General features: G+C 71.2%; 24 protein-coding genes and 1 tRNA gene. 12 read left to right on the top strand and 13 right to left on the bottom strand.

What is annotated here, in order from left to right; translation table 11 throughout:
- Window positions 1-438 carry a hypothetical protein gene (locus ACWEBX_RS08915; RefSeq protein WP_451884219.1) on the bottom strand — a complete coding sequence of 146 codons (438 nt, stop codon included), beginning with the start codon at window positions 436-438 and terminating at the stop codon, window positions 1-3.
- Window positions 435-1,904 carry an APC family permease gene (locus tag ACWEBX_RS08910; RefSeq protein WP_451884218.1) on the bottom strand — a complete coding sequence of 490 codons (1,470 nt, stop codon included), beginning with the start codon at window positions 1,902-1,904 and terminating at the stop codon, window positions 435-437. Before ACWEBX_RS08910 ends, ACWEBX_RS08915 begins: the two co-directional genes overlap by 4 nt.
- A 360-nt stretch (window positions 1,905-2,264) precedes the next feature.
- Between ACWEBX_RS08910 and ACWEBX_RS08905 the strand changes: the two genes are divergently transcribed.
- Window positions 2,265-3,518, top strand: a complete 1,254-nt coding sequence (locus tag ACWEBX_RS08905) for a threonine/serine ThrE exporter family protein (RefSeq protein ID WP_451884217.1) — start codon at window positions 2,265-2,267, stop codon at window positions 3,516-3,518.
- On the opposite strand, the gene ACWEBX_RS08900 is transcribed toward ACWEBX_RS08905, so the two are convergent.
- Window positions 3,490-4,917 (bottom strand): hypothetical protein, encoded by a 1,428-nt coding sequence (locus ACWEBX_RS08900; RefSeq protein WP_451884271.1) that lies wholly within the window; start codon window positions 4,915-4,917, stop codon window positions 3,490-3,492. The two genes, ACWEBX_RS08905 and ACWEBX_RS08900, sit on opposite strands and share 29 nt — an antisense overlap.
- A 261-nt stretch (window positions 4,918-5,178) precedes the next feature.
- Between ACWEBX_RS08900 and ACWEBX_RS08895 the strand changes: the two genes are divergently transcribed.
- A complete protein-coding gene (locus ACWEBX_RS08895) occupies window positions 5,179-6,462 on the top strand; it encodes a molybdopterin-dependent oxidoreductase (protein WP_451884216.1) in 1,284 nt (427 codons plus the stop codon).
- 445 nt (window positions 6,463-6,907) lie between these two features.
- On the opposite strand, the gene ACWEBX_RS08890 is transcribed toward ACWEBX_RS08895, so the two are convergent.
- From ACWEBX_RS08890 to ACWEBX_RS08880, 3 genes are read right to left on the bottom strand one after another with little or no spacing between them, the layout of a single operon-like run.
- Window positions 6,908-7,951 (bottom strand): class I SAM-dependent methyltransferase, encoded by a 1,044-nt coding sequence (locus ACWEBX_RS08890; RefSeq protein WP_451884215.1) that lies wholly within the window; start codon window positions 7,949-7,951, stop codon window positions 6,908-6,910.
- Window positions 7,948-8,727: a TIGR04282 family arsenosugar biosynthesis glycosyltransferase gene (locus ACWEBX_RS08885; protein ID WP_451884214.1), complete on the bottom strand. Its 780-nt coding sequence runs from the start codon at window positions 8,725-8,727 to the stop codon at window positions 7,948-7,950. The genes ACWEBX_RS08890 and ACWEBX_RS08885 overlap by 4 nt, the downstream gene beginning before the upstream one ends.
- Complete coding sequence (locus tag ACWEBX_RS08880) at window positions 8,724-9,506, bottom strand: glycosyltransferase family 2 protein (protein ID WP_451884213.1); 783 nt, start codon at window positions 9,504-9,506, stop codon at window positions 8,724-8,726. The genes ACWEBX_RS08885 and ACWEBX_RS08880 overlap by 4 nt, the downstream gene beginning before the upstream one ends.
- A 103-nt stretch (window positions 9,507-9,609) precedes the next feature.
- On the opposite strand from ACWEBX_RS08880, the gene ACWEBX_RS08875 reads away from it, so the two are divergent.
- Both ACWEBX_RS08875 and ACWEBX_RS08870 read left to right on the top strand, forming a co-directional pair.
- Window positions 9,610-10,404 carry a response regulator transcription factor gene (locus ACWEBX_RS08875; protein WP_451884212.1) on the top strand — a complete coding sequence of 265 codons (795 nt, stop codon included), beginning with the start codon at window positions 9,610-9,612 and terminating at the stop codon, window positions 10,402-10,404.
- A gap of 14 nt (window positions 10,405-10,418) precedes the next feature.
- Window positions 10,419-11,513 carry a sensor histidine kinase gene (locus ACWEBX_RS08870; protein WP_451884270.1) on the top strand — a complete coding sequence of 365 codons (1,095 nt, stop codon included), beginning with the start codon at window positions 10,419-10,421 and terminating at the stop codon, window positions 11,511-11,513.
- A 17-nt stretch (window positions 11,514-11,530) separates the two neighbouring features.
- On the opposite strand, the gene ACWEBX_RS08865 is transcribed toward ACWEBX_RS08870, so the two are convergent.
- The 5 genes from ACWEBX_RS08865 to ACWEBX_RS08845 all read right to left on the bottom strand — a co-directional run bounded on the left by ACWEBX_RS08865 (window position 11,531) and on the right by ACWEBX_RS08845 (window position 16,460).
- Window positions 11,531-12,526: an NAD-dependent epimerase/dehydratase family protein gene (locus ACWEBX_RS08865; protein WP_451884211.1), complete on the bottom strand. Its 996-nt coding sequence runs from the start codon at window positions 12,524-12,526 to the stop codon at window positions 11,531-11,533.
- A gap of 170 nt (window positions 12,527-12,696) precedes the next feature.
- Entirely contained in the window at window positions 12,697-13,044 is a 348-nt protein-coding gene (locus tag ACWEBX_RS08860) for a hypothetical protein (RefSeq protein WP_451884210.1), read from the bottom strand.
- A gap of 222 nt (window positions 13,045-13,266) precedes the next feature.
- On the bottom strand, window positions 13,267-13,611 hold the full coding sequence (locus tag ACWEBX_RS08855; RefSeq protein ID WP_451884209.1) for a helix-turn-helix domain-containing protein: 345 nt from the start codon (window positions 13,609-13,611) through the stop codon (window positions 13,267-13,269).
- Window positions 13,612-14,225: 614 nt separating this feature from the next.
- Complete coding sequence (locus ACWEBX_RS08850) at window positions 14,226-15,722, bottom strand: DEAD/DEAH box helicase (RefSeq protein ID WP_451884208.1); 1,497 nt, start codon at window positions 15,720-15,722, stop codon at window positions 14,226-14,228.
- 534 nt (window positions 15,723-16,256) lie between these two features.
- Window positions 16,257-16,460 carry a cold-shock protein gene (locus ACWEBX_RS08845; RefSeq protein ID WP_073754952.1) on the bottom strand — a complete coding sequence of 68 codons (204 nt, stop codon included), beginning with the start codon at window positions 16,458-16,460 and terminating at the stop codon, window positions 16,257-16,259.
- Between the two features lie 588 nt (window positions 16,461-17,048).
- Here ACWEBX_RS08845 and ACWEBX_RS08840 point away from each other — a divergent pair.
- Window positions 17,049-17,693 (top strand): hypothetical protein, encoded by a 645-nt coding sequence (locus ACWEBX_RS08840; RefSeq protein WP_451884207.1) that lies wholly within the window; start codon window positions 17,049-17,051, stop codon window positions 17,691-17,693.
- A 72-nt stretch (window positions 17,694-17,765) separates the two neighbouring features.
- Here the strand turns inward: ACWEBX_RS08840 and ACWEBX_RS08835 are convergent, their stop codons facing one another.
- Window positions 17,766-18,431, bottom strand: coding sequence for a DUF4142 domain-containing protein (locus ACWEBX_RS08835; protein WP_451884206.1), 666 nt, complete (start codon window positions 18,429-18,431; stop codon window positions 17,766-17,768).
- Between the two features lie 600 nt (window positions 18,432-19,031).
- Between ACWEBX_RS08835 and ACWEBX_RS08830 the strand changes: the two genes are divergently transcribed.
- The 3 genes from ACWEBX_RS08830 to ACWEBX_RS08820 all read left to right on the top strand — a co-directional run bounded on the left by ACWEBX_RS08830 (window position 19,032) and on the right by ACWEBX_RS08820 (window position 20,261).
- A complete protein-coding gene (locus ACWEBX_RS08830) occupies window positions 19,032-19,187 on the top strand; it encodes a hypothetical protein (protein WP_451884205.1) in 156 nt (51 codons plus the stop codon).
- Window positions 19,188-19,189: 2 nt separating this feature from the next.
- Window positions 19,190-19,717: a hypothetical protein gene (locus tag ACWEBX_RS08825; RefSeq protein WP_451884204.1), complete on the top strand. Its 528-nt coding sequence runs from the start codon at window positions 19,190-19,192 to the stop codon at window positions 19,715-19,717.
- Window positions 19,718-20,006: 289 nt separating this feature from the next.
- Window positions 20,007-20,261, top strand: coding sequence for a hypothetical protein (locus tag ACWEBX_RS08820; protein WP_451884203.1), 255 nt, complete (start codon window positions 20,007-20,009; stop codon window positions 20,259-20,261).
- Between the two features lie 778 nt (window positions 20,262-21,039).
- Here the strand turns inward: ACWEBX_RS08820 and ACWEBX_RS08815 are convergent.
- Window positions 21,040-21,804, bottom strand: a complete 765-nt coding sequence (locus ACWEBX_RS08815; RefSeq protein WP_451884202.1) for a hypothetical protein — start codon at window positions 21,802-21,804, stop codon at window positions 21,040-21,042.
- An 811-nt stretch (window positions 21,805-22,615) separates the two neighbouring features.
- On the opposite strand from ACWEBX_RS08815, the gene ACWEBX_RS08810 reads away from it, so the two are divergent.
- The 4 genes from ACWEBX_RS08810 (at window position 22,616) to ACWEBX_RS08795 (ending at window position 26,019) form a co-directional block, all read left to right on the top strand.
- Window positions 22,616-22,897 (top strand): hypothetical protein, encoded by a 282-nt coding sequence (locus ACWEBX_RS08810; protein WP_451884201.1) that lies wholly within the window; start codon window positions 22,616-22,618, stop codon window positions 22,895-22,897.
- 422 nt (window positions 22,898-23,319) lie between these two features.
- Complete coding sequence (locus ACWEBX_RS08805) at window positions 23,320-23,931, top strand: hypothetical protein (protein WP_451884200.1); 612 nt, start codon at window positions 23,320-23,322, stop codon at window positions 23,929-23,931.
- A gap of 9 nt (window positions 23,932-23,940) precedes the next feature.
- Window positions 23,941-24,025 (top strand) — tRNA-OTHER (locus ACWEBX_RS08800).
- A 1,778-nt stretch (window positions 24,026-25,803) separates the two neighbouring features.
- Window positions 25,804-26,019 carry a hypothetical protein gene (locus tag ACWEBX_RS08795; protein WP_451884199.1) on the top strand — a complete coding sequence of 72 codons (216 nt, stop codon included), beginning with the start codon at window positions 25,804-25,806 and terminating at the stop codon, window positions 26,017-26,019.
- Window positions 26,020-26,472: the final 453 nt, after the last annotated feature.

Genomic DNA, 26,472 nt, shown 5'->3' with positions numbered 1-26,472 from the left:
TCACCGCCTCACCGTGTCGTCGGTCTTCAGGTCGTCGAGCCTGTCCTGGATCTTGTCCAGCTTCTCCGGGCAGTAGATCTCGATGATCGTGGCCTCCGCCCGGAGCGACTTGCCGTCACCGATGACGGGCCGTTGCCCGACGAACGCGGCGCCGTTGGAGACGTTGATCTTCCACAGCGCCGACTTGAGGGCGCTGGCGGGATCGTCGCAGACCAGCCCGCCGTCGGTGCCGAGCAGGCTCGCGATCAAATCCGTGTCGGGGCGCGGGAGTCCGGCCTCGACCGCGGCGTCGGCGAGCTCGTTGGCCTTGCTCACGGCCTTGTTGTTCTTCGTGATCGCCGAGTAGCGCACGAGGCCGGCCACGACGAGACCGAGCAGCACGACGATCGCGCCGTAGTAGAGCCACTTGTGCTCGGATGCGAACCGGGTGGGACTCATGCCCCCGCCTCCTCCGCCCGCGCGGCTTCCGTCTGCCAGCCCGGCTTGCGGAACCTCAGGAACGCCCAGGGGATCAGCAGACCGAGGATGCCCAGGCCGCAGCCGATGATGACGACGTAGAGCAGGACGCTGTTGCTGCCGAACTGCGAGGGCGGCACGAAGCCGATGACCATGGCCGCGGCCGAGGCCAGGAAACCGACGACGCACACCAGGGTGAGCGCCGGGACGCGGTAGCCGCGCGGGTGGTCGGGCTGGTTCTTCCGCAGCCGGATCGCCGCGACGAACATCAGCAGATAGACGATCAGGTACACCTGCGTGGTGATCGTCGAGAAGATCCAGTACACGTTGGAGACGTTCGGGATGAACGCGTAGCCCAGCGCGATCACCGTGGTCACGATGCCCTGGGTCACCAGGATGTTCTGCTGGACGCCGAACCGGTTCAACTGCTGCAGGTACGGCGGCAGATAGCCCTCGCTGCGGGAGATCTCCAGCAGACCCTTGGAGGGCCCGGCGAGCCAGGTGAGCATGCCGGCCAGCGACGCGGAGATCAGCATCACCGCCGCGATGGGTGTCATCCAGCCGATGTCGAAGTACGAGAAGAACGCGTCGAACGCCTGCATGACACCGGCGGTGAGGCTGGTCTGGTCGGCGGGCACCACCCAACTGATCGCCAGCGCGGGCAGGATGAAGATCAGCAGCACCAGGCCCATCGCCAGGAACATCGACTTCGGATATTCCTTCGCCGGGTCCTTCAGCGACGACACGTGGACGGCGTTCATCTCCATGCCGGAGTACGAGAGGAAGTTGTTGACGATCAACACGAGGCTGGCCAGGCCCGTCCACGCGGGGAGCAGATGACTGGCCGTCATGGGTGCCGCCGAGGGGTTGCCCTGGGCCAGGAAGACCATGCCGAGCACGACGAGGAGCGTGCCGGGCACCAGGGTGCCGATGACCAGACCCCAACTGGACAGTCCCGCGAGGGCCTTGGTGCCGCGTGAGGAGACCCAGACGCCGGTCCAGTACAGGACCACGATGACGATCGCGGTGTAGAGGCCGCTGGAGGCGAGGGCGGGGTCGATGATGTACGCGATGGTGCTCGCCACGAAGGCCAGCAGGCTCGGGTAGTAGAAGATCGTCATCGCGAACTGGCACCACACGGCGAGGAATCCGAGCGGCTTGGAGAGGCCCTCGCTCACCCAGCGGTAGACGCCGCCGTTCCAGCCCGAGGCCAGCTCGGCCGAGACCAGGGCGGTCGGCAGCAGGAACACGATCGCCGGGAGCAGGTAGAGGAACACGCAGGCCAGGCCGTACACCGCCATCGTGGGGGCGGCCCGCAGGCTCGCGACCGAGGCGGTCGTCATGAGGGCCAGCGTCAGCCAGGTGAGCCTCGGCGCCGCCGGGACCGCGGCCCGGGCGGTCCGCGCGCTCTGCCGTGGTGCGTCCGCGGGCATGTCCATCGAGCTCATCGGACGCCTCCCTGTTCCCGTGCCGAAACCGATGTGGCCAGCCTCCGCGCGAGTGAAGGCCGCCGCGCGCCGAGTGGCCCGTCCGGGTGAGCTGTGGTTTCCACCGGTCCCGGCAGTGCGCGCACCGTCCGGGCGGCCGGTGGTTCCACGCCGGTACCCGCACGACCTCGCCCGTCCGGGCCGCCGGGACTTCGCCGGTCCCCTGCTCCGGCCGGGGTAGCCCTGGTTCCCGTCGGGCACGGCCTTCTCACTCGTTCGGATCGCTTCGCTGGCCGGGTGAGGCGGGCGGTCCGCAGGCTGGTGGGGCGTCCGTGAGCGCATCCCGGCGCACGGCGGGCCGGGCGTCGAGGGAGGCGGCCGATGAGGCCGGACACGGAGGCCGCCCCGGACGACGTCGCCGCGTTCCTGGCCCGGCTGACGGGGCTGCTGCTGCGGTCCAGCGGCGAGGGCGCCGCCCTCATCGAGCGCACCGTCCGGCACACCGCCCGCGCGCTGGGCGCCGACGCCTCCGTCCTTCTCGTGCCGGACGGCGCGGCCCTGACCGTCAGCACCCGCGGCGACTCCCGCACGGTGACCCTGCGCGGTTTCCCCGAGGTCTTCCGGCTCGATCAGGTCGTGGCGCTGAAACCGCTCGTCCAGGACGTCTGCGCCGGACGGATCGGTGTGGCCGACGCGGACCGCCGGCTGGCCGCGATCGAGTCGTCCCGGCCGCCCTACCCGTGGTGGCTCAAGCTGCTCGGCATCGTCCTGTTCACGCTGGGCTTCGCGCCGTTGATGCAGTCCACGTGGTACGAGGTGGGCGCCACCGCGGTCCTCGGCACCGCCGCCGCCGTGCTGGCCGTCACCGCGGACCGGATCCCCCGGTTCGCCACGGTGCTGCCGCTGGTCGTCTCGACCACCGTCTCCGTGATCACCGTCGAGGTGTTCGCCCGCGACACCTCGCACGGCGGCCCCGTCCTGCTCATGCTGCCCGCGCTCTTCTTCTTCGTCCCCGGCGACTATCTGAGCGCCGCCGCGGCCGAGCTCGCCGCCGGCTACATCACCACCGGCGCGATCCGGCTCGTCTACTCCGCGTTCCTCCTCGTACAGCTCTACGTCGGTGTCCTGCTGGGCCTGTTCCTCACCGGCACCTCCACCCGCGCCCTCTTCGACATCGCCGCCGCCTCCGATCTGCCGCGCTGGGCCCTCTTCCTGAGCTGGATCGTCTTCACCGTCGGCACCGTTCTGGCCTTCGCCGTCCCGTTCCGGCTGCTGGTGCCGCTGCTCGTGCTGGTGTACCTCACCGTGGCCGTGCAGTCCCTGGCCACCAAGGCGATCGGCGAGACGGGCGGGACGTTCGTCGCGGCCGCGGTCCTGGCCGCCGTCGCCACCCGGCTGACCCTGCGCCCGCACCAGCCGCCCCGGCTCGTCCTGCTCCTGCCCGGCTTCTTCACCCTCACCGTCGGCTCCCTCGGCATGCGGGGGCTGACCACCCTGGCCGGCGGCTATGTCATCGAGGGCTTCCGCGACCTGCTGAAACTCGTCACGATCGTCACGGCCATCGCCGTCGGCCTGGTCTTCGGAGCGGCTCTCGCGCAGCCGAGGCTCACCAGCCCGTCAGCAGAAGGTGGTTGAGGAGCAGCGCCAGTGCCGCCTGGACGGCGAGCCAGGCACGGGGCCGGGGGAGGAACGCGCACGCCGGAAGCAGCCACAACGCGAACGGCAGCCAGATGCGTTCGGTCTCGGCCTTGCTCATGCCGGAGAGATCGGCGACGAGAAGAGCCAGCAGCGCGGCGACGACGAGAACGGCGAGACGCACGGGTTGCCCGGCGGCCGGGCCCGAGAGCGCCGGCGCGGGAGACCGGCCCGCCGGTGCCGAGGCCGGCCGGGGCCGTACCGTCGCCGCCGTGATCCGTCCGGCCGCCGCCCCGGCCCTGCGCAGTCCCGCCGCGGTCGCCGGACCCGTGATCAGCACCGTGCAGGCGAGATTCGCCCAGACCCAGTAGCCGTACGGCCGGACGCCGCCGGCTCCTTCGTAGTAGCGGGTGACCAACAGGCGGTAGGCCTCCCACCAGTCGAAGCCGAACAGGGTGAACACCAGCGGTACGACGGTGAGTCCGGCCAGGACGTACGGGAGCGGACGGAGCCTGGAGCGGGCACCGAGCAGCAGGACGGCGCCGGCGATCACGGAGATCAGCGTCAGGCCGTACGAGAGATACGCGGTGAGGCCGAACAGGAGACCGGAGGCGAGGCCGGCCGTCCGCGGCCGGTGTCCCGCGACCGCGAGGGCCAGCAGGGCGAGGGCCCAGGCGGCGACGGCCGCGAAGTAGCCGTCCGCGGAGGTGCCCATCCACACGGCCGCCGGGGCGAGGGCGAGGAAGGGAGCGGCACGGCGGGCGAGTGCCTCACCGGCCAGCGCCCGCACGGCGACGAGCACCGCCACCCCGGCCGTCGCGCCGACGGTGACGCACCAGACGCCGGCCCAGGCCCCGCCGCCCAGCCCGGCCCGGTCGAGGAGGACGAAGGTGAGGGTGGCGGCCGGCGGATGCCCGGCGACGTGCGCGGGCCAGTGGCCGGGGGAGTGCAGGAGGATGTGGTGGGTGAAGTCCCGCAGGGCGGCCGGGATGTCGTGGAAGCGGTCGACCGGGGAGATGACCTGGAGGTACTCGTATCGCGTGGTGAGGCGCCGGGCCACGCCCCGCTCCCAGCCGTCGATCAGCGCGAGCGAGAACGTCCACGCCGTCGTCGTGCCCCACACGGCCGGCAGCAGCCCCCGCCAGGGCAGCCGGGCGGCGAGGACAGGTCCGTACGCCACGACCGCGACGGCCACGGCGACCGCGGCGGCGGTGCCGGGTCCGGTGTGCGGTCCCCAGTGCCCGAGCAGCGGGGCCGCGCTCACGAACAGCGTGCCGTCGCGGTGCTCGATGACGTAACCGACGACGGCCGCCGTCAGCACGAGCAGGGCGGCGGCGAGGGCGGCGGCCAGGTCGCGCCGGGTGTCGCGGGGCCGTTCGCCCAGCAGCGTCCGGGACAGCCCGGGGGACCGGGCCTGGGATCGGGCCTGGGAGCGGGCCCGGGACAGGACCGGCGGCAGGTTCCGGGAGGCGGCGCCCGTGGGACGGGCCTCGGGAACGTCTTCGGGGCGGGTGCGCGGCAGATCGCGGGGGAGGTCGCGGTTCACTCCTCGCACGCTAGGCCGGGAGGCGCCGGCGGCAGCGGCCACTGAGGTGGACGTCAGGGTTTCGTCATGGTTTGAGAACCCGTTCGGGGGGTGCCCGCGGCCTACGGTCGGGGCATGCCACGGTCTCCCTCGTCCCCCGCGTTCTGGCGCAGCCCGCTGCGCGGCCCCTGGTTCACCTCCGTGCTCGGCGTGGTGCTCCTGGCCGGCATCACGGTGCTGTTCGTGACCGGACTGCTGTCGTACGCGGCGTACAACCCGAACCTCTCGGCCGTGAACGACAAGACCCCCGACAAGGGGATCCTCGGGTTCTACCTCTTCTCCTGGCCGACCGGCCCGGTCTGGCTGTACCGCCTCACCCAGGGCGTCCACGTCACGCTCGGCCTCGCGCTGATCCCCGTCCTGCTGGCCAAGCTGTGGTCGGTCCTGCCGAAACTGTTCGCGCTGCCCCCGGCCCGCTCGCTCGCGCACGCCCTGGAACGGCTCTCGCTGCTGCTCCTGGTCGGGGGCGCGCTCTTCGAGTTCACCACCGGCGTGCTGAACATCCAGCTCGACTACGTCTTCCCCGGCTCCTTCTACACGCTGCACTTCTACGGAGCCTGGGTGTTCATCGCGGCATTCGTCGCGCACGCGGTCCTGCGCGTGCCGACGGCGTTGCGCAACCTGCGTCACCTCCGTCACCCGGACGAGCGGGAGGCGGCGGCGAGTTCACCCGCCGGAGCGGGTGAACCGGCGCGGCCCGAGGACGCGTTGGTGTCCCCGGACCCGCTGCCGCCCACCGTCTCGCGGCGCGGGGCCCTCGGGTTCGTCGGAGGCGGATCCCTGCTGCTGGTCGCCACCTCCGCGGGCCACGGCTTCGACGGGCCGCTGCGCGACACGGCGCTGCTGGCCCCGCACGGCGGCGCCGAACCGGGCTCCGGGCCGGGCGGCTTCCAGATCAACAAGACGGCCGCCTCGCGGGGCATCACCGCCACGGAGACGAGTGACGAGGCCTGGCGGCTGGTCGTCACGGGGAACGGACGGACTGTCCGGCTGAGCCGTGACGACCTTCTGCGGCTCCCCCTGCACAGCGCCGCGCTGCCCATCGCCTGCGTGGAGGGCTGGTCGACGTCCGACCAGTGGTGGCGCGGAGTGCGGCTGCGCGACCTGGCGGGGCTCGTCGGCCACGAGACGGACGCGGCCCCCGACGTGCTCGTGGAGTCGCTGCAGCGGCACGGGGCGTTCCGGGTGGCCGCCCTGCGGGACAACCAGGTGCGCGATCCGCGTTCCCTGCTCGCGCTGCTCGTCAACGGCGCGGATCTGACCCCCGATCACGGCTACCCGGCACGGGTCATCGTCCCGGCCGCGCCCGGTGTGCTGAACACCAAGTGGGTGGCCCGGATGACGTTCGGAGACCTGTGATGCGACGCCCTGACCCGCGCCGACTGGACCCGCGCCGACTGGATCCGCGCCGACTGGATCCGCGCCGACTGGATCCGCGCCGACTCGCCCCGCGACGACGGCTCGGCGCGCCGCGCCCCGCGACGCGTCCGCGGTCCGGCCGGGAACTGATCGGCAGCCCGTTCCAACTCCTCCTGCTGGCCTGCTCGTTCGCGCTCGCCGCCTACGCGGGGGTGCGGCTGCTCGCGGACGACTGGTCCCGGGTGGCGCTCTGGTTCGTGGGCGCGGCCGTGCTGCACGACCTGGTGCTCGTACCGCTGTACGCAGGTGCGGACCGGGCCGTCGCGAGGACGCTGGACGGGCGGGGCCACCGGGACCGGACGATGTACGTCCGTGTTCCGGCGGCTTTCTCCGGTCTCCTGCTGCTGGTGTGGTTCCCGCTGATCAGCGGGCAGGTCGCCGACCGCTACCGGTCGGCGACCGGTCTCCCGGCCGACGGGTTCCTCGACCGCTGGCTGCTGATCACGGCGGCGCTGTTCGCCGGGTCCGCGCTGCTGCTCGTCCTGCGTTCCCTCCGGGCCTCGCGCCGCGGTCCGTTGCGCAGGGCCACGAAAGAGCGTCCGCCCGCCGCCCACTGAGCGTCTGCGCGCCATCCGGCGCGCTCCGCGTGCCGGAGCAGGGCGGGGGTGCCGAGCCGGGCCCACGGGAAGGCGGTCCGGTCCCCGGAGGCGTCCTGGCCCTCGCCTGCCTCGCCTGCCTCGCCCGCCCCGCCGGCGTTCCCGCTCCCGGCCGTACCGGCGGCGGTGGGGCCGGTGGGGTGGGGGTGGTCGGTGTCGCCGGGGTGCGCGGCGCGGACGATGCGGACGTCGACGCGTTCGTCGATGTCCGCGCCCGTCACGGTCTCGGCGATCAGCAGGCCGCCCGGGGCGAGGAGTTCGGCCGTGCGGCGCAGGAGTGCGGCCGGGTCGCCGCCGATGCCGATGTTGCCGTCGACGAGGAGGGCGGTGCCCCAGCGGCCCTCTCCGGGCAACGGCTCGAAGACCGACCGGTGCAGGGCCCGTCCGCCGAGCCGCAGCGTGCGGGCCACGGCCGCCTCGCTGACGTCGATGCCGAGCGAGGGCCTTCCGCGTGAGGTGAGTTCCGCGACCAGGCGTCCCGGTCCGCAGCCCACGTCGAGGACGGAGCCCTCGCAGTACGCGAGCACCTGGAGGTCCACCGCGTCGGCGCGGGCGCACCAGCGTTCCACCTCCAGGGGGAGGAGCCAGCCGTCCGTCCGGCGCAGGAACAGCGGACCGCGGCCGGCGCCCAGCGCCTCCGCGTAGGGATCGGCGGCCCAGGAGCGCGCGGCCCGCCCGGACAGGGCGCCTTTCCCGGCTCCGCTCGCGCCGCCGCTCCTGCCGCTGCTGTCGCCTCCGGCCCGGTTTCCGGTCCTCGTCGCCTCGCCCGCTTCCGCGGCTCTCCCCGTCCCCGTTTCCGGTCCCGTCTTCGTCCTGGTCCGTGTGCCGCTCATCGTCCGGCACCTCGTTGCCCGGCCACCGGGCCGATGTCCCGGCCGGTCCGGACTCCCGGGGGGATTCCGGCGGCCTGCACGGTCCTGTGTCCGGCGACGAGGCCCGGGGCCGTGCCGGTCGCCTCGCCCCTGGAGGGCGGGGGAACGTCTCCGGCGCCCGGGGCGACCATCGTCCCGAGCCGGTGCAGCTCCCTCGTGAAGGCCCCGCCGGGCGCGGCCGCCGCGACCGCCGTCGCGTCCGCGGCCGTGTCGACGTCCCGCAGGCGGGGAAGATCCCGTACGCGCAGCCCGGCCCCGACGAGACGCCGCCGTTGCACGGCACCCGTCGTGTCCGTCGACATCGGTACGCCCCGCAGGAGCTCCGGGTCGGGCTCGGCGAGACCCAGCGCCCAGAAGCCGCCGTCCTCGGCCGGCCCGAAGTACGCGTCGCAGTCCGCGAAGTCCACCGTGAGGAGGGCGGGCGTCACCTGGGGCGTGTCCATGCCGATGAGCAGCGCGGGTCCGTCGCAGCCGGCGAAGGCCGCGGCCAGCCGCTCGTCCAGACCGCCCGCGCACTGTCGTACGACGTCGAAGCCGGCCGGAAGCCAGGGGCCGGGCGCTCCGTCGAGCACGAGGACCCGGCGCCGCGCGGGTGTCGCCGCCACCGCGCGCAGGGTGTCCACGAGTGCCGCCTCGGCCAGCGTCGCCGCCTCCCCGGGGGTGAAGGGCGGGGTGAGCCTTGTCTTCACCCGTCCGGGACGCGGTTCCTTGGCGATGACGAGCAGAGTGACGCTCACTGGACGGTTCCTCCTCGGGACGGTGCGGGGTCGGCCGCCGGTGACGGCGCCGGGACCTGGGCTCCGGCCCGGGCCTGCACCCGGGCGGGCGGGGGCGGTTCGGCCAGGACGCGCCGCATGTCCCGTACCGCCTGCCAGGTACCGCGCCAGGTGCCGGTGACCTTGGAGACGCCGGTGCGCGCCAGGTACGGGACGTCGTGCTCGGTGACGCGCCAGCCGGCGTCGGCGGCACGCACGACCATCTGGAGCGGGTAGCCGCTGCGCCGGTCGGTGAGCCCGAGGCCGAGCAGCGCCTCGCGGCGGGCCGCGCGGAGCGGACCGAGGTCGTGCAGGCGCAGGCCGGTGCGGCGCCGGAGCATCCGGGCCAGCGCGATGTTGCCCGCGCGGGCGTGCGCGGGCCAGGCGCCGCGTTCCGTCGGCCTGCGCCGGCCGAGCACGAGGTCGGACTCCCCGGCCCGTACCTCGGCGACGAACGGCAGGAGCAGGGCCGGGTCGAGGGAACCGTCGCAGTCGCAGAAGCAGACGATGCCGGCGGTGGCGGCGGTCAGCCCGGCGTGACAGGCGGCACCGAACCCGCGGCGCTCCTCGCGCACGACGGTCGCGCCCAGCGCGCGGGCCAGTTCCGCGGAGCCGTCCGTGGAACCGTTGTCCACGACCAGCGCGCGCCAGCCGGGCGGGATCCGGGAGAGCACCCAGGGCAGGGCGCCGGCCTCGTTCAGACAGGGAAGGACCAGGTCGACGTCCGGGTCCGGTACGGGAAGGGTCGTCACGGCCCTCACCTTACGAACGCGAAAGGCATATAACGGACTTCGCGTCCTTACGAAACTCGGACGTCGGCGTCGAGGAGCCGCACCGGACCGAGCCGGGTGGGACGCTGGATCCATGGATCAACCGCCCGAATCCCCAGGTGCCGAACCGCCCCCGAGCACGGGAGTCACCACCCGCGTGCTCGTCGTGGACGACGATCCGACCGTCGCCGAGGTCGTCTCCGGGTACCTCGAACGCGCCGGATATCGCGTGGACCGGGCGGCGGACGGCATCGTGGCCCTCGCCCGCGCGACCGCGCACCGGCCCGACCTGGTGGTGCTCGACCTGATGCTGCCGGGCATGGACGGCCTGGAGGTGTGCCGCCGGCTGCGCGCCCAGGGGCCCGTGCCGGTCATCATGCTCACCGCTCGCGGCGACGAGGACGACCGGATCCTCGGCCTGGAGGTCGGCGCCGACGACTACGTCACCAAGCCGTTCAGCCCCCGGGAACTGGTCCTGCGGGTCGAGTCCGTACTCCGCAGGACCCGGCCGGTGTCCGCCGCGCGCCCGCTGCACGCCGGGGGGCTCGCCGTCGACCCGTCGGCCCGTCGCGCCACCAAGAACGGCACCGAACTCGCCCTCACCCTGCGCGAGTTCGACCTCCTCGCCTTCTTCCTGCGCAACCCCGGCCGCGCGTACGCCCGTGAGGACCTGATGCGCGAGGTGTGGGGCTGGGACTTCGGCGACCTGTCGACGGTCACCGTCCACGTACGCAGGCTGCGCGGCAAGGTCGAGGACGACCCCGCCCGGCCCCGCCTGATCCAGACGGTGTGGGGCGTGGGCTACCGCTTCGACGGCACGGGGTCGGAGGGCGCCCCCGCCGGACCCGGACGGGAACATCCCGCGACCGCGAAGGAGACCGGCTCGTGAACGACATACTGGTCATGGCCCTGTACGCCTTCCTGGGCGCCGCCGCCGCGGGCCTGCTCGGAGCGGGCGCCCTCCGGCTCCTCCGGCACCGTTCGCTCACCGCGTCCCTCGCCGTCATCGCCGCCGTCGCGGTCTGCGCGATGCTCGCGGGAACCCTGGCGGTGGCGTGGGCGATGTTCCTGTCGCCGCACGACCTGAGCGTGGTCACCACGGTGGTCGCCATGGCGGCCGCCGTCTCCCTGGCCACCGCGCTGCTGCTGGGCCGCTGGGTCGTGGCGCGCAGCAGGGCGCTGACCCTCGCCGCCCGTTCCTTCGGCGACGGCGGCGACTTCGCGGCCCCCGCGGGCCCGACGACCGCCGAACTTTCCGCGCTCAGCCGTGAACTGGCGGACACCAGCCGCAGGCTGGCCGAGTCCCGCGACCGCGAAAGAGCCCTGGAGACCTCGCGCCGCGAACTCGTCGCGTGGATCTCGCACGACCTGCGCACCCCGCTCGCCGGGCTGCGCGCGATGTCGGAGGCCCTGGAGGACGGGGTGGCGGCGGACCCGAACCGCTATCTGCGCCAGATGCGCACCGAGGTGGAACGCCTCAACGACATGGTCGGAGACCTCTTCGAACTCTCCCGGATCCACGCCGGCGCGCTCGTCCTCTCCCCCTCCCGCGTCTCCGTGTACGACCTCGTGGGCGACGCCCTCGCGGGAGCGGACCCGCTGGCCCGCGAGCACGGTGTGCGGCTGGTCGGGAGCCGTATCGAGCAGGTGCCGGTCGAGGTGGACGGCAAGGAGATGAGCCGGGTCCTGGGCAACCTCCTCGTCAACGCGATCCGCCGCACGCCCGCCGACGGCACGGTCGCGGTCGCCGCCGAACGCTCGGCCGCGGGCGTGGTCCTGTCCGTCACCGACGGCTGCGGGGGCATCCCGGAGGAGGACATCCCCCGGGTCTTCGACACCGGCTGGCGCGGCACCCACGCCCGTACGCCGCCCGCCGGAGCGGGCCTCGGCCTCGCCATCGTCCGCGGCATCGTGGAGGCGCACCGGGGCATGGCCGCCGTCCACAACGTCCCCGGCGGCTGCCGCTTCGAGGTCACCCTCCCGATGGCCGGGGTGTGAGCGCCGCCCCCGGAGCCCTACGCCCCGCCCAGCGGCGCCGTCGCGAACTCCTTCATCCCCTCGGCGAATCCGATCTCCGGACGCCACCCCAGCTCCGCCCGCAGCCGGGCCGAGTCCGCGGTGATGTGCCGTACGTCGCCCAGCCGGTACTCCCCCGTCACGACCGGCTCGGGGCCCCCGTACGCGTCGGCCAGCGCCCGGGCCATCTCGCCGACCGTACGGGGCTCGCCACTGCCGGTGTTGTAGACGGCGAGCGAGCCGTGCGGCGAACTCGCCTCAAGAGCCGCCACGTTGGCGGCGGCCACGTCGGTCACGTGGACGAAGTCCCGCCGCTGTCCGCCGTCCTCGAAGACCCGCGGGGCCTCACCGCGGGCGAGAGCGGAACGGAAGAAGGAGGCGACGCCCGCGTACGGGGTGTCGCGGGGCATCCCGGGGCCGTAGACGTTGTGATAGCGCAGTGACACCGCGGTGCCGGCGGTGGCGCGGGCCCACGCCGCCGCGAGGTGTTCCTGGGCCAGCTTGGTCGTCGCGTACACGTTGCGCGGATCGAGCGGAGCGTCCTCACCCACCAGGCCGGGCGCCAACTCCGCACCGCAGCGCGGGCATCCGGGCTCGAAGCGCCCCGCGTCCAGATCGGTGACGGCCCGCGGTCCGGGCCGGACCACACCGTGCCGCTCGCAGGCGTACCGCCCCTCCCCGTACACGACCATCGAACCGGCGAGCACGAGCCGTCGTACCCCCGCGTCAGCCATTCCGGTGAGCAGCACGGCCGTGCCGAGGTCGTTGCGCGACACGTAGGCGACCGCGTCGGCGAAGCCGGCGCCGAGACCCACCATCGCGGCCTGATGGCACACCGCGTCCACGCCGGCCAGCGCTCCCGCGACGGCTCCGGCGTCCCGCACGTCCTGTCCGTCCCGCAGGTCGAACACGACCGCCTCGTGCCCTCGCGCCCGCAGGGCCGCGACGATGTGACGTCCGATGAACCCGGCACCGCCGGTGACCAGTACACGCATGGAAGGCACGCTAGGACCGCCGCCGGGTCCGGCGGCAGCACCACGCCCGCCACGTCACCGGACGGTAAGACCCGGGAGCCGCGCCGGCCGGGTGACCGAGGGCCGGAACGGAGGGCGCGGACCGGGAGCGGCTCGGTCCGGGAGCGGCGTGGACCGGGAGCGGCGCGTGGTCACATGCGCAGCAGCCGCTGCGTCATCTCGCGGTACTGTCGCAGCGCGTGACGCAGTTCCTCGCCCTGGGTCTCCGGGTCCTGGCCGTGCCAGCCCGCGTGGAGGGCGCGCCGTCGTTCCGTGAGGGCGCTCATGAGCTGTGCCGCGGCCTCGTCGAACGCGGTCTCGGCCTCTTCCAGCGCTTCGAGCGGGCTGTGCGCGAACGTGTTGAGGGCGTGGTTAAGCCGCCCGGTGAGTTCGGCCCGCTCGTCCGCCCCGAGCAGCGGTTCCGGGCCCGGCGTACGACGTCCGGCCGAACCGGGCCGCTTGTCCGGGGGCTGCTGGGCGCGTGACTGGTCGTACATCATCGTGTGCCGCTTCCTGTCCGTCGTACCGGCCGGGCGCGCAGGGCGATCCGGTGGCGACGACCGGTGGTGTCGATCGGTGCTGCCGATCGGGCGGGGCGCTCCGGAAGGGCGTCACCGTGGTGCTCACGGCCGCCACGGTCACCGGAGGAATGGGCTGTACGCCGTCTGTCAGTCAACGCTGGGCGACTCCCCGTGTCAACGCGATGCGCGACCGGGGCGCGGTCAGCCCGCGCCGGCCCCGTCCGGTGCCGCCTGTGCGGCGCGCCGGTACTCGGCGTTGATGCGCTGAGCGTCCTCGAGCTGGTCCTCGAGAATGACGATGCGACAAGCGGCCTCGATCGGGGTCCCCCGGTCGACGAGTTCCCGCGCGCGGGCGGCGATCCTCAGCTGATAGCGGGAGTAGCGACGGTGGCCGCCCTCCGAGCGGAGCGGAGTGATCAGACGGGCCTCACCGATGGCCCGGAGGAAGCCGGGCGTCGTGCCGAGCATCTCGGCGGCCCTGCCCATCGTGTACGCGGGATAGTCGTCGTCGTCGAGACGACCACTGAGTGGAGTGTCCGCTGTCATTTCACCTCGTTGTGGCACGCGTCGAGGGGCCCCGATGCCGTACGGCACCTGGGCCCCGAGGGAATTGAACACCATCTGCCGGCTCTACTGCGGAGCCGACGTTCTGTTTCCGCTACCGGGCCCGAGGGACGGGCGGGTGAGCGGGGATCGTGTACGCGTGACCTGGAACCACCTTCCATTCCGGGCTCTTGCCTCACCCGGACCGGGATGCGTCACGGGCCGGGCGATCCTGATGGCGCCTGCTTCCTCGGTCCTTCCTCTGGATCGAACGCTTGCCGTGCCGGTATCGAAGTACGCCGGAACGACGATGTCTACGTAAAAAACCCTAACTAGATCACCCACCGATGTCTACTGTGGCCACGACAGATTTTGCGTGTTCGAGGCGTAGGGATACCACGGCACGCAGCGATGAGGGCCCCGCCGGCTGTGCCGGCGGGGCCCTCATGGTGTTCTGGCGTACGCGACGCACGCGGACGTCCTCGGAGTCCGAGCGGGGCGGGGCCGCCGAGCAGGGACGAGGCGTTCCGGAGCGGGTGGGAGAGCGGGCCGGAGGCCTGGGCTGCCGGGCGGGGTCCCGGTCCTCGCCCGGCCCACGGCCGCTGTCGGGTTCCGGACTACTGCTGGGCGGAGCGGCGTGCAGCGGTACCGGTGGACCGGCCCTGGCCGGAGCGGCCACGCCGGCCACGGGAGGCGGCGGAGGTGCCACGGCGGGGACGCTCCGTCACCGGCGCGCGAATGACGACCGGCACGCCCGACGGAGCCTGGGCGCCGGTGATGCGGCTCAGTTCTTCCTCACCCGAACGCACCTGACTGGTCTGCGGGGTGATGCCGGCGGCCGCCATCAGGCGGCTCATGTCCCGGCGCTGGTTGGGCGTCACCAGGGTCACGACGCTGCCGGACTCGCCCGCACGGGCCGTACGCCCGCCGCGGTGCAGATAGTCCTTGGGGTCGGTCGGCGGATCGACGTTGACCACGAGGTCGAGCTGGTCGACATGGATGCCGCGCGCCGCGACATTGGTCGCCACCAGGACCGTCACATGCCCGGTCTTGAACTGATCCAGGGTCCGGGTGCGCTGCGGCTGGGACTTGCCGCCGTGCAGGGACGCGGCGCGCACCCCGCTGTTCAGCAGGTGCTCGGTCAGCCGGTCCACCGCGTGCTTGGTGTCCAGGAACATGATCACCCGGCCGTCGCGTGCCGCGATCTCGGTGGTCGTCCGGTGCTTGTCCGCGGCGTGCACGTGGAGCACGTGGTGCTCCATCGTCGTGACCGCGCCCGCGGACGGGTCCACGGAGTGGACCACCGGGTCGGCCAGGTAGCGGCGCACCAGCAGATCGACGTTGCGGTCCAGGGTGGCGGAGAAGAGCATCCGCTGCCCCTCCGGACGCACCTGGTCGAGCAGCGCCGTGACCTGGGGCATGAAACCCATGTCGGCCATCTGGTCGGCCTCGTCGAGGACGGTGATGGCGACCCGGTCCAGCCGGCAGTCGCCCCGTTCGATGAGGTCCTTGAGCCGTCCCGGAGTCGCGACGACGACTTCGACCCCGCCGCGCAGGGCACCGGCCTGTCGGCCGATCGACATCCCGCCGACCACGGTGGCCGTCCGCAGCCGCAGGGAACGGGCGTACGGGGTGAGCGCGTCGGTGACCTGCTGGGCCAGTTCCCGGGTCGGCACGAGGACCAGGGCCAGCGGCTGCCGGGGCTCGGCGCGCTGCCCGGCGGTACGGGCCAGCAGCGCGAGGCCGAAGGCCAGGGTCTTGCCCGAGCCGGTGCGGCCCCGGCCGAGTACGTCACGGCCCGCCAGGGTGTTCGGCAGGGTCGCCGCCTGGATCGGGAAGGGGACGGACACGCCTTCGTGGCCGAGCGCCGCCAGCAAGGGGTCCGGCAGGCCGAGATCGGCGAACGCCTCCACGGCCGGCAGAGCGGGGGTGATCGTCACCGGCAGTGCGAACTCGCCCTGCAGTGAGTTCTGCTGGCGTCCGTAGCTCTTCGACCGGCCGGGAGCACCGGACCGGCCGGTGGAACCGGCTCCGAAGCGGCTGCCGCTCCTTCGGTTGCCGGCGCCTTCGGTGCGGGTGCGGGGGAAGCGATCGTTCGTGCGTGTGCGGTTCATGCGGAACCTTCCTTGACCGGGCACGTATCAAGGAATTCCCGCAGCGAATGAGCCGCGCAGAGAATTGCGAGAACGAGCCGAACGTAATTCCGTACCGAACGAATTTGATCGGTACGGAATTCTCACGGGATGTGATGCCTGGGAAGTGGCGGCATCCCGGAAACAGGGAGAATGGCAGGTGGTGAGAAAAACGGATCGGGCGCGGACCCGGAACGAGCATCGAGCCGGAACGGTCCGGACGTGGAACGGGGGTGACCCGGATCGGACCGGCGGGCCTCAGGAGCGGATCACGAGCGGATCGGGCGTGGGCCGGGCGGTCGACCGGGCGTGGACCCCTGGCGTCGGCGGCAGGAGGTCGGGAAACGCGGCGGAAAGGTCATCCGGAACCCGGAACCCGGAAGTGCGGTCGGGTCGAACGCGCCGTGGTCTGCCGGGGCGTCCGCTCTGCCGGGACGTCCGCGCCACGTGCCGAAAATGCGGCGAGCTGGGGCGCACCCCAAGGTGCGGGCCCCAGCTTCGCCGTGCGTGCCGGTGTCAGACGGAAACGATGTTCTCCGCCGTCGGGCCCTTCTGGCCCTGCGCGATGTCGAAGGACACCTTCTGGCCTTCCTGGAGCTCACGGAAGCCGGAGCTGGCGATGTTCGAGTAGTGGGCGAAGACGTCGGGGCCGCCGCCGTCCTGCTCGATGAAGCCGAAGCCCTTTTCCGCGTTGAACCACTTCACGGTGCCAGTAGCCATGTCAATTCTCCTTCGGGACGGTGCTGGGGATCCACACTGTGCGGATCCCGCGTCGCCGTGATGATTGCCCCGCCGGAAAACTACCGGAGACACAAAAGAACTCCACCCGGTAACGACAGGGTGGATGCTCGCAAGTTTTGGGAACCACAACTGCAACTGCTATCGACAGTAGCATGGCGCGGTCGATTGTGCGTCGCGGAAAATCTCGACCCATCTGTCGATCAAGAAATTCTCATCGTGCCCGGCGCCGATTTCTCATGTCGCTGCTACAGATATCGGCCGGCTCGGGCGGCAGAGAATCTGTCAGGGGCCGTACGGCGGCGGAGTCCGGACGGTGTGACGAAAATCGAACCCGTGCCGGCGCCGGTGACGAGGCCGTTCCCGCCGTTCTCGGGGGCGGCACGGCGACGGCACGGGCCGCACGGCACGTATGCGGAATCGAGACCGTCCCGCGTGCCTCCCTGTGCAACTGCCGGGCGGTCGCTTGCTGTCCTGTGGGGCAGAGCCGACGGCCCGGTGCACAGGGGCCGTCCGTCGTGGTCACACAGGGGGTGACCACGAGTTCGTCGATCGAGAAGAGGATGGGTCATGGCCGGTCTCAGACGTACGTCGGCGCTGGCGCTCGCGGGCGGGATCATGCTGCTGACGGGGTGCCAGGACACGGCGGGCACAGGCTCCGCCGCCGGCGCCCCCGGTTCCTCCGCGGCCGCTTCGGCCGGAGCGGCCGAACCGTCGGCGCCCGCCACCGAGGCCACGTCGTCCTCGGCGAGTCCCGCCGTCACGGGCACGCCGTCGCACGGCTCGGCCACCGGCTCCCCGAAGCGGGCCACGGAACAGGCCACCACCCCGGCCGCCCGCACGCCCACCGCCGTCGCGGGCTGCCGCAACCTGACCGCCGGTGACGCGGTGAAGGCCGACGTCACCCGGACGTACCGGCACGACGTCACCCACTTCGAACACATCGGGCCGGTCCCGCACGTCCTCTTCTACGGCCGGTGCGGCACCGTCCGCTACGCCGCCACCCGCTTCCAGCCCTTCGCGGGCGCCACCCAGGCGGAACTCGTGGGCATGCAGGACGAGGGAAGCGTCACCAAGTACTTCCGTGACTCGGGCGGCGGCTGGGTCTACGTCGCGACCGACGGATTCCCCGTCGCTCCACACGGCTGCGGTGACATCCCGGCGATACCCGACGCCCTGGCCACCGCCTGGGGAAACTGCTCGATCGCACCCTGAACAGCCGTTCCGGCCTGCCCCGACTCCCGGGGCGCACGGCGCGCCACGCTCGTGCGGGGCGCGCGCCGAGAGTCACGGCGACGACGGCGCCGGAAGCACGGTCGGGGTCGAGGCCGGAGACGCCGTCGCGTTCCGCGCGACGGCGTCGAAGTCGACGTACCCGGTCCTCTCCAGCGCCGAGATATGGGCGAGCTCGGTCCGATCGGCGACCGTGGCCAGGTCCCGTACCAGCGTGTTGCGCGTGCTGCTGCGCACCTGCGCGAGCTGCTGGAAGATCCTGCCGTGCTCCTCGCGCAGCAGATTCGCGAAGAGCTGCCGGTACTCGCCGTCCTGAGCCGCGGCCAACTGCGCCAGCCGGCCCTGCTGTTCGGAGGTCGGCTGGGTCGGCAGGGTGATGGCGAGGTCCTTCGCCACCTTGCGGACACGCTGGTCGAGGTCGGTGTGGCCGGTCACCAGTTGGCTGCCCGCGTCCTTGATCTCCTTCGTAGGCGCCTTCTCGACCGCCTGCCGGCCCGCGGATATCTCCCACAGTCCGTCCAGCTCCACCTGTACGACGAGGTCGCGGTCGGCGGCGCTCAGCGGTCCCCAGGGCGTGCTCACCAGGGGGCCGGGGTCGGCGATGGCGGCCTTCACCGCGTCGAAACGGTGGGGGTACGAGTAGAACACCGGGTACGCGAGTGAGCCGATCGTGCCGCCGATCGCCAGCACCATGAAGAGCGAGACGAAGCTGCGCCGCAAGGGAGCCTCCCTGAGGACCGGCTGTTCATCGGCAACCTTCACTCGGCCGGTGCGGTCCGTACCGGCCGGAGCCGTTCTTGGCGCGTACCGAGTGCTCCGGCCCATCCCGTACGGGGGGAACGGGAGTTGCGTGGGCGGGGGCACCCGGCCGCCAGGCCAGAAGATCACTTCGCCGCCCGGCACCGATAGGGCCGAACGGCCCAGGGCTCGGGGCCGGACGGACACCGTGCCGCGCCCCCCGCCCGGGCGGCTCCGTCCCCCTTCGCGCGCCTCACCGTCCCTGCGCCGAACGGCAGTTGACGGGGCCACCGGCGGTGGAGGCGGACATCCACGCTCGTCGCCGAGGCCCGCGCCCGGGAACCGGCGTCGTGCCGTCGGCCGCCGGTCCCGCGGTTCGAAGAGGGCCCGTGGGCCCTCCGAACAGGGCCCTCGCGAGGGCTGTTCGGCCCTACCCGACCCCCTCGCCCCGGAGCTGATCATGAGGCGGCGGCCGGGAAGCGGCACCGCGTCCACCCCCGTGCGCGCGCTTCCCGGCCCGCCGAGCCCTGAGCGGACGTACGCCGTGGGCGGGACAGGTGGAGAAGGGGAGGGAGTCGTCCGGTGGACGAGGCACAGATGCACCCGGTGGAGGGGACGCGACGGCGCGCCACGGTCTCCGCGGCCGACAGGGCCGGGGCGGCGGACACGGTCGACGTGGCCCGTACGGCTGCCGGTGGGGCGGCCGCGGTCGACGGGGCCCACCCGCCGCACTTCTGACCGTGTCCGGCAGCGTCTGGTACGTCCCGGCGCTCGCCGACCTGCGCGCGGGCGCCGACCGTCCTCGCTCCCGCCGTGACGCGGCCGGGGCCTGCGTGAGCGCCTGGGGCACCGCCGGGGTGTCGGCCGTCCTGTTCCTGGTGACCGAGGTGTGGTGGATCCCCGCCCTCGCCGTCGCGTCGGGCACGACGGTCGCCCTCGCCCTCCGGATCCGTGCGGCGGTACGACGCCGACGCGAGACGGAGGAAGCGGTCCGCGACTGGGCCCGGCTCCGGCTCGGCTCCCCGGCCGGAGCCCGCCCCCGCGACGGCCGCACGGCCTTCGCCGCCCTGCTCGTCACCGGACTCGCCACGGCTGCGGCCACGGCAGCCCTCCTGCTGACCACCGCCTCCGCCGGTGCCGTCCACTGGCCGACGGCAGCGGTCCCCGTGACGCTGGTCGCCCTGTTCCTGCTGATCGGGGTCACGGTGGCGCACGCGTACGCGCGCAGCGGCCCGCGCTCGCGCGATGTCCATGGCCGTACCGGCTGACCCGCCGCCGATCCCGGGGATGAGGGACGCGCCGCCCGGCTGTGAGCCGCGGCCGTCGACGCCGGTGCCGGACAGCGCCTCCGGTGTGAGCGTGTCGTCGGCCGCGGTCCGGCAGGGGCACGCGGGAGAAAGCACTGGTCGAGGGGGGCGTCCGGTGCGGGCCGAACGCTGTCGCCCATCGGTCGAAGCGTCCGTGAACCGATCGGAGGGGCTCGTCCGATGAGGGGGTGAACGCGGCTCCCGAGCGGAGCCCGAGCCCGAGGCCCGAGCCCGAGCAAGGAGAAGACGGATGCTGCACATGATGGACTTGCCGATCCTCGTGCTGATCGCCCTCGCGGCCACCATCTGGCTGTGGGGTCTGATCGACTGCGCCCGCACCCCCGCGGACCGCGTCCGCTTCGTACCGAAGCTGCTGTGGCTGCTCTTCCTGCTCAACGGCTCGGCCGTCGCCACCCTGGCCTGGCTCTACTTCGGCAAGAAGCAGATAGCGGCCCCGGCGAAGACCCCGGCCGGCCGACCCGGCTCCTTCGCCCAGGCGCGATAGCGGAGAACCTAGCGATGCGAGGGCGCCGGCGTGTCACCGAGGTGGTGGCCCGGGGTCTGGGCTGCTCTGAAGTGCGCGTACAACCAATGCCCCAGGTGGAGGGTCATCTGCGCACCCGAACTCCACGATCGGATCAGCGAGATCCAGTGAGATCCAGAAGCTGACCACCTCCGCCACCGTGAAGGACAACTCCGGTACCAAAACCGTGCGGTCGCTGCTCCTGGAAAACTCGTCTCGCCCTCCCCGCTTCCCGCGGGCGAGGTATCGCAGCCGCTTCAGCCCCAACTGATCATCGGCGACCGTGACTTGAGGCCGACCGGCCGATCACCGCTCTGACCTGTCACTGAGCTGGTCCGCGCCGGCCGGTCCTCCGAGGCGGCGGTACTTCCATCGACACTCCGACGCCGAGCGGCGACGGACCGTAGCCGCCGGGCTGGGACAACAAAGAACCCCCGGGTCGCCGACCTGGGGGCTTGATATGGAGCGGGTGACGAGAATCGAACTCGCACTCTCAGCTTGGGAAGCTGAGGTGATCTGGGGTTCGCTACCTGTCTGACTTGCGGCGAAACGGCGTTGGCTCTTGGCTACCGCCGTCTTGGTTCCCTCATGTTCCCCATGGTTCCCCGCACGATCTGGCACGGGCCTGGCACGACCTCTTCGCTCGCGGTCGGCCAGCGCAAGGTGTCAGGTTCGCCACGATCGCGGCGGACCCGACACCTTGACCGTCGCAGCCGCTATCGCCGGTTCGGCCCCCACCAGCCCGCCAGCACCGCGGACATCACTTCACCACGACGTTGTCCCCGGACGACGTCGACGCCCCGGTGGTGGTGTTGCCGTAGTACACCCAGCGCCACGTACCCGTCTTGGAGGCCTTCACGGTCGTCCTGAGATCACCCGAGCCGTTCGCGTACACCTTCTTCACCGTGGTGTAGGAGGCGGTGCCAGCAGGCTTGAACTGCAGGCTCACCAGGCGGCCTCCGTAGGAGGCGTACTTCCTGGTCTCCCAGTTGGCCCGCGTGACCTTTCCGGTCACGGTCATGGTCTTGTCCTTGGACACCGGTTCGGGCGAGGCGTTGACGGTCAGGTGGGAGTTGCGCTTGACGAGGACCGTCAGACCCTTGTCGTCGGTGTCACCACCGCCGCCCTCGAAGGACACCTCGGCCCCGACTTTCCAGGCCCCGGCCTCGCTGTTATGCATGTCCCACACGCTCGGGTCGAAGTACATCGTCTCGTTGAAGTCGCAGACGCCCGAGCTCACCTTGATGCAGTCGCTCGTCTCGATGGCGTGCCACAGCCGATCACCCGAACCACTGCGGTACAGGAACACCGCTGGCCACTTCCACTTGTGAGTGGTCGTCATCCGGAAGGAGGTGGGCGCCGCGACCTCCTTCGACACCCCGATCACAATCGACTTACCGCCGTTCACCTGGACACGGGAGAACGAGACCCCACCCTCGGCCGCCCCGGCCGGCACCGCGGCCACGGCCGTGAACACCGCCGCCGCACCACCGGCCACGATGACTCTCCAGACCTGCTTCCCCACCTGATCCCCAATCTCCTCACGGAAAAGCACCGAAGGATCATCCCTCCAGCGCCTAACAGACAGCCAGCATCCGCACGGGGTTGTACACCCGCGAATCACAATGGGGCATCAGACAATCCCCGCCTCCCGCGAGGCAGATGGGTCGGTGCGGTGCTTGCACGTGAACGGCGCATCTCGACTGCGGCGAGCCGTCATTGACCGTGGTTGACCACACGATGCGGCACGGCTGCGGCACGAGGACTGCTTCGTCCCGAAGCAAGTTGCACGGGGGCGCTGCCTTGGGTCGGTGTGCTTCTCACCTGCGCCGACGGTCCGCGGACGTCCGCGCTCGTCCGCCGGTGTCCGTCGGCGTTGTCACGCGGTTAGACACGCACCGCTCAACGGTCGATCACGTACAAGACCGTTGTCAGTGCCAGCCTTTAGGGTCTCAGGAGCGCGGCCGGCTTCCGGGGGTTCCAGCTCTGAAAGGAATGGTTGCATCCCCGGCCTGTCTGGGGGCGGCCCGGAGAATCGTCCGGGACCTAACCGACGGCCGGGCTTCGTCGATGGCCAAGCAGTGACCTGCCAGCGTCGGCCGCGCACCACCTCTGTCCCGTACCGATGGAGGGTGCACGCTTTCCAAGCCTGTTGGTCCCGTCCGGGACTCTGTCCGGGCTCGTTCACCTGCGTTCGTGTGCGGTTGTTCGCCAGGCGGTTTCTCGCTTCCGGCTTACCCCGAACGGGCCTGATCGTCACTGAATGAGACGGAAACTGAGACGGTGCCCCTCGAACGCGGGAGCGCTGACGACGTCCTTCGTGGCAGGTTGGCCCCATGAGCGAGACGCCAGACCCCGGTAATCCGAACGGCATTCAGGTGGGCGACATCTATGAAGACTGCTCGTTCCATCCGGTCCTGTGCACTGCGGTTGATGAGGTGGCGGGCGTAGTCCTCAGTGGCGTCTCCCTCATCGACGGCAGCTTTCCCCGCTCCTGCGATGCACTGCACTGCGGGCCCGTGCACATCCGGGTGGAGAACGTCATGGCTATCAAGCAAGACCCGGACGGCTACGCTCGCCGGCGAAAGGCAGAGCTACGGACCGGTGACAACACCTGATCCGTAGCTCTAGCCAGTTGGGTCAGTGACGGTCATTCCGGTCGCTTCGAGGTCCTGGAGGGACGTCAAGAGACAGGGGCAGATGCTGGGGTTGCAGTACTGCACTGCTGTACGGGCGGGCGTCTGGTCCGCGCCGATCATCCGGCCAGCTTTCAATGCTGGTCTGCCTCGGATGGACGGGAGACGGTCCGGCGCCGCCTCTTCGGCCGCGGATACATACGCTCCCACTCGATGAGTCCCGTTTCGACCAGTTCCGCGTCAGGCAAGGTTCGCCCTGCTCTGATGGCCGGGTTGTTGCCTGGTAGCGTCGCTCTCTTCGGCTGGGGCAGCCTGCTGGAGTCTTGATGGGATGCATGGTGACTTCTCCGGATGACAGTGTCCTTGTCGCTGCGATAGCGCGGGTCGCGAAGACCTTCGGCGGCATGACGGCCCGAGCGGACGAGGCCGGCTGCGGTCGGTGCTTCGATGAGGGGGAGGTCGAGCTGTTGCGGACTCCTAGCGTCCCGCTCCCGGCGGACCTCGTCCGCCGGGTCGCGCAGAAAGACCCTCGCCACTGGGACGACCAGCCCGCGATCATCCGTCGGGTTCTGCCGCAACTCGTCGTGGTGCTCGCCGAGGGCGAGTCCGATCCCGATCTCATGGCCCGTGGACTGGCCGCGGCAGGCTGGTCGCGGTGGCCCCGCGAGCAGGCTGGGGCAGTGACCGAATTCCTGGACGCATGGTGGACGCAGACCCTGAGAACGAAGTCACCGCCCACTTCGGCGTGTGAGGTGTTCGCGAGCTGCGTGATCGCGAGTTCCTCGGTCGCCCCGTGGCTCGCCCGCTGGGAGGCGGAGACGGGACCGGTCGCCCGCCGTCACCTGGCTGACAGCCTCGACCGGTGGCGGGAGGAGTTGACGTACGACGACTCGTCGCCTTTCGGGTGGTGGTGGGGTACCGAGGCGGAGGAGCTGGCCGCCTGGGACGAAGTGAAGCGGTCGCTGACCGGTGGCAGCGTGATGCCAGAAGGGGCTCGCCTGTCTTCGAGTTGGTAGTCTCCGCCTGGCCATGAGTCCTCTAGCGGCCTAAGACCCTGCGCTCGGGTTCGCCCCGACGCAGAAACCCCGGTTCGAATCCGGGCCGTGGCCACCTTTTGCCCGTCCGTTCTTGCACGGGAGTGGCACGCCTCGAGGGGCGTGCCATCACCTGGCCTCGTCCCCGTCGACGCGACTCTGGCGGTCGACCGCTGCAGCCAAGGCGAGGATTGCTTGGACCTGAGCAGCGGCGATGGCGAGTGCCCCAGAGCGTTGGAAGTCCTTGGCATGAACCGTGTCCAAAAGTTCCTGGGCCCTGCTCGCGTGAGTCTCGTAATCCGGCATTGTCCCCCCTCGTAGTGGTGATCCGCACTGTAGTGAACACGGCTACAAATGCCACTGCTCGGGATGTAAGGGCACGGCGTCTTGAACCTGTGGCCTCATCCTTGTCAGGTCGATCACAGGGGTCTACCAACGTCGGCCAACCGCCCGTGCGCCTCGGCCGATCAGCCTCTGAGGTCCGGCCTCGACCGCCGCTGTTCGTGCTTGTTGGTGTCAGCCGCTGATGTCATCTGCCGCAAGCGGTCTTGACGAACCCAATGGCCAGGGCCAGCGGAGCGTGGTCAACCAGCGTCGCGCTTGTCCAGCGACCTGCGCCGCCTCGGTCGCGGGCGGAGGCGATCGTGGATCGCGTCCCCAGCCATCACCACGCCCAGAACCAGCACGACGATGGAGCCGATCCTTCGCGACCCCTCGCCGTAGAGAGCCTCGTGGCCCATCCAAACCGCAAATATGCAGTTCATCAGGCCGTTGCCAACTCTCCTCCAGCGCTGCTCCATGCGTCCCCCGTCAGTGCGCCCGCGAGTCCGAGCCTCTGGAGTGTGGCATGAACCTTGAAAACCGTCGTGGCGCGAGTCACCGTGGGTTCAAATCCCACACCCACCGCAGGTGAACGGCCCCTGACCAGGTAACTCGGTCAGGGGCCGTCGGCATGTCGGTACACCGTGATCGCCCTTTGCTCCCCGTGCTTCCCCGTGCGATCGGGCACGTGAGGGGCACGGTTCAGTCAGAAGGCGCTCTGCCACCAACGATGCGGTGGGTTTCTGTACGACCCGGTGTCGGGGCGTTCTAGGATCTTGAGATCGAGTGCGTGCACGATGCTGCGGAGCTCCCGGGAGCTCTTCTTGGGGAGGGCGCAGATCGCCAGTTCCAGCAGATCTCGCTCATCCGCAGGCTCTGGGCAACAGTCGGTGACTCCGCACCGACCGCTGAATGGTGAAGGTAGCTGGTTGCTCGGTGCCCGCGCGATGGCAGTCCATCGAGAGAGCCTGCTTGACCAGGCCGGGTTGGAGTCGCGTCCGTTCCAACCGAATGATCTGTGCCTGAGCTGAGCCGGAAAGCTGACTGATCTTCGAGTAGCGGATATGCGCGGCAAAGCGCCTGCTGTCGGCCCGGAGGCCTGAGGGGCGCCTACGCGGCATTGCCCTTTCGGTTATGAGTCATGAACGGCAGTCTGACACGCGGCTGGACAGGTGCGTAGGTTGGTTGGGTCTCAACCGCCGGGCCAAGCCACAGACCACTCTCGTCAAGTTGACTCCCTTGGCCGGCCGCGGGACTTGGACCTGTGGCCTCATCCTTATCAGGTCAATCACAGGGGACCGTCGATGTCGGTCAACCGGGCCTGGGCCACAGTCGATTGTCCACTGAGGTCCGGCGCCGACCGCTGCTGTTCGTGCTTGTTGGTGTCAGCCGTCGTACGCAGTCTTGACGAGCGCGGCCATTCTCTCGGCCCTTCCTGGGACCGCCCCCATTGTCTTCGGCGCCTCCTGCGACAATGCCGCGACAGCGACGCTAGTCATGAGCAGGGGGAGGAACGGCGTGCTTCTCCGTGGGGTGCTCGCACTGATCGCGGGCGGCGCTTTCATCGTGGTGGCCTGCGGCTATCGCGGTGTGGACGTCTGGGTGTGGGACTGGGCAGACGTGACCTTTTCGCCGCGCTACAGGACGCGATGGGGGACGCCCTGGAAGAACCTTGAACGCATGAGACTGCAGTTCGGATTCATGGGAGTCGCGTTGGTGATCCTCGGACTGGTGACCTTGACGCGCTGATGGCGCGGTAGCAGGCGATCCTCTGCGTTCGTCCGCGCATCAGGCTTGCCACCGCCTGATCGCCCTCCTCTTCCTCAACCCACCGCCTTCCCCAGCTCTCGTCCCGTCTGCCGTCGGCCCACACACCGTGGAGCGGGCGTGGTTCATGGCGTCCAGGTGGAGCGCGCCACTGTACGAACGACCTGGACGCCATGGGCCGCGTCTGCTCGGCTCTGCCTGGGTCGATGGCAGACGGGATGGGAGCACCCCACGCACGCCACTGTCCGCCGGCACTCGCGAACGGTGCCCCCCATCTCGGAGCCTGAGCGCCCCCGCCGGAGGCTGTTCTGACCGTGGCTGCCTCTCTACAGTGATCGACTTATAACCCGGCGTCGGCCTCGTGGGCGCGCGTCGGCGCAGCGCGGGCGGAGCGGGCCGAAGGCAGGAGCGGCGCCTGCGGCGGAGCCGGGAGCG

The sequence above is a fragment of the Streptomyces sp. NPDC005070 genome, from assembly GCF_053600395.1.
Note: the sequence above shows the minus strand (reverse complement) of the source record. Positions and strands in the feature narration are given on the sequence as shown.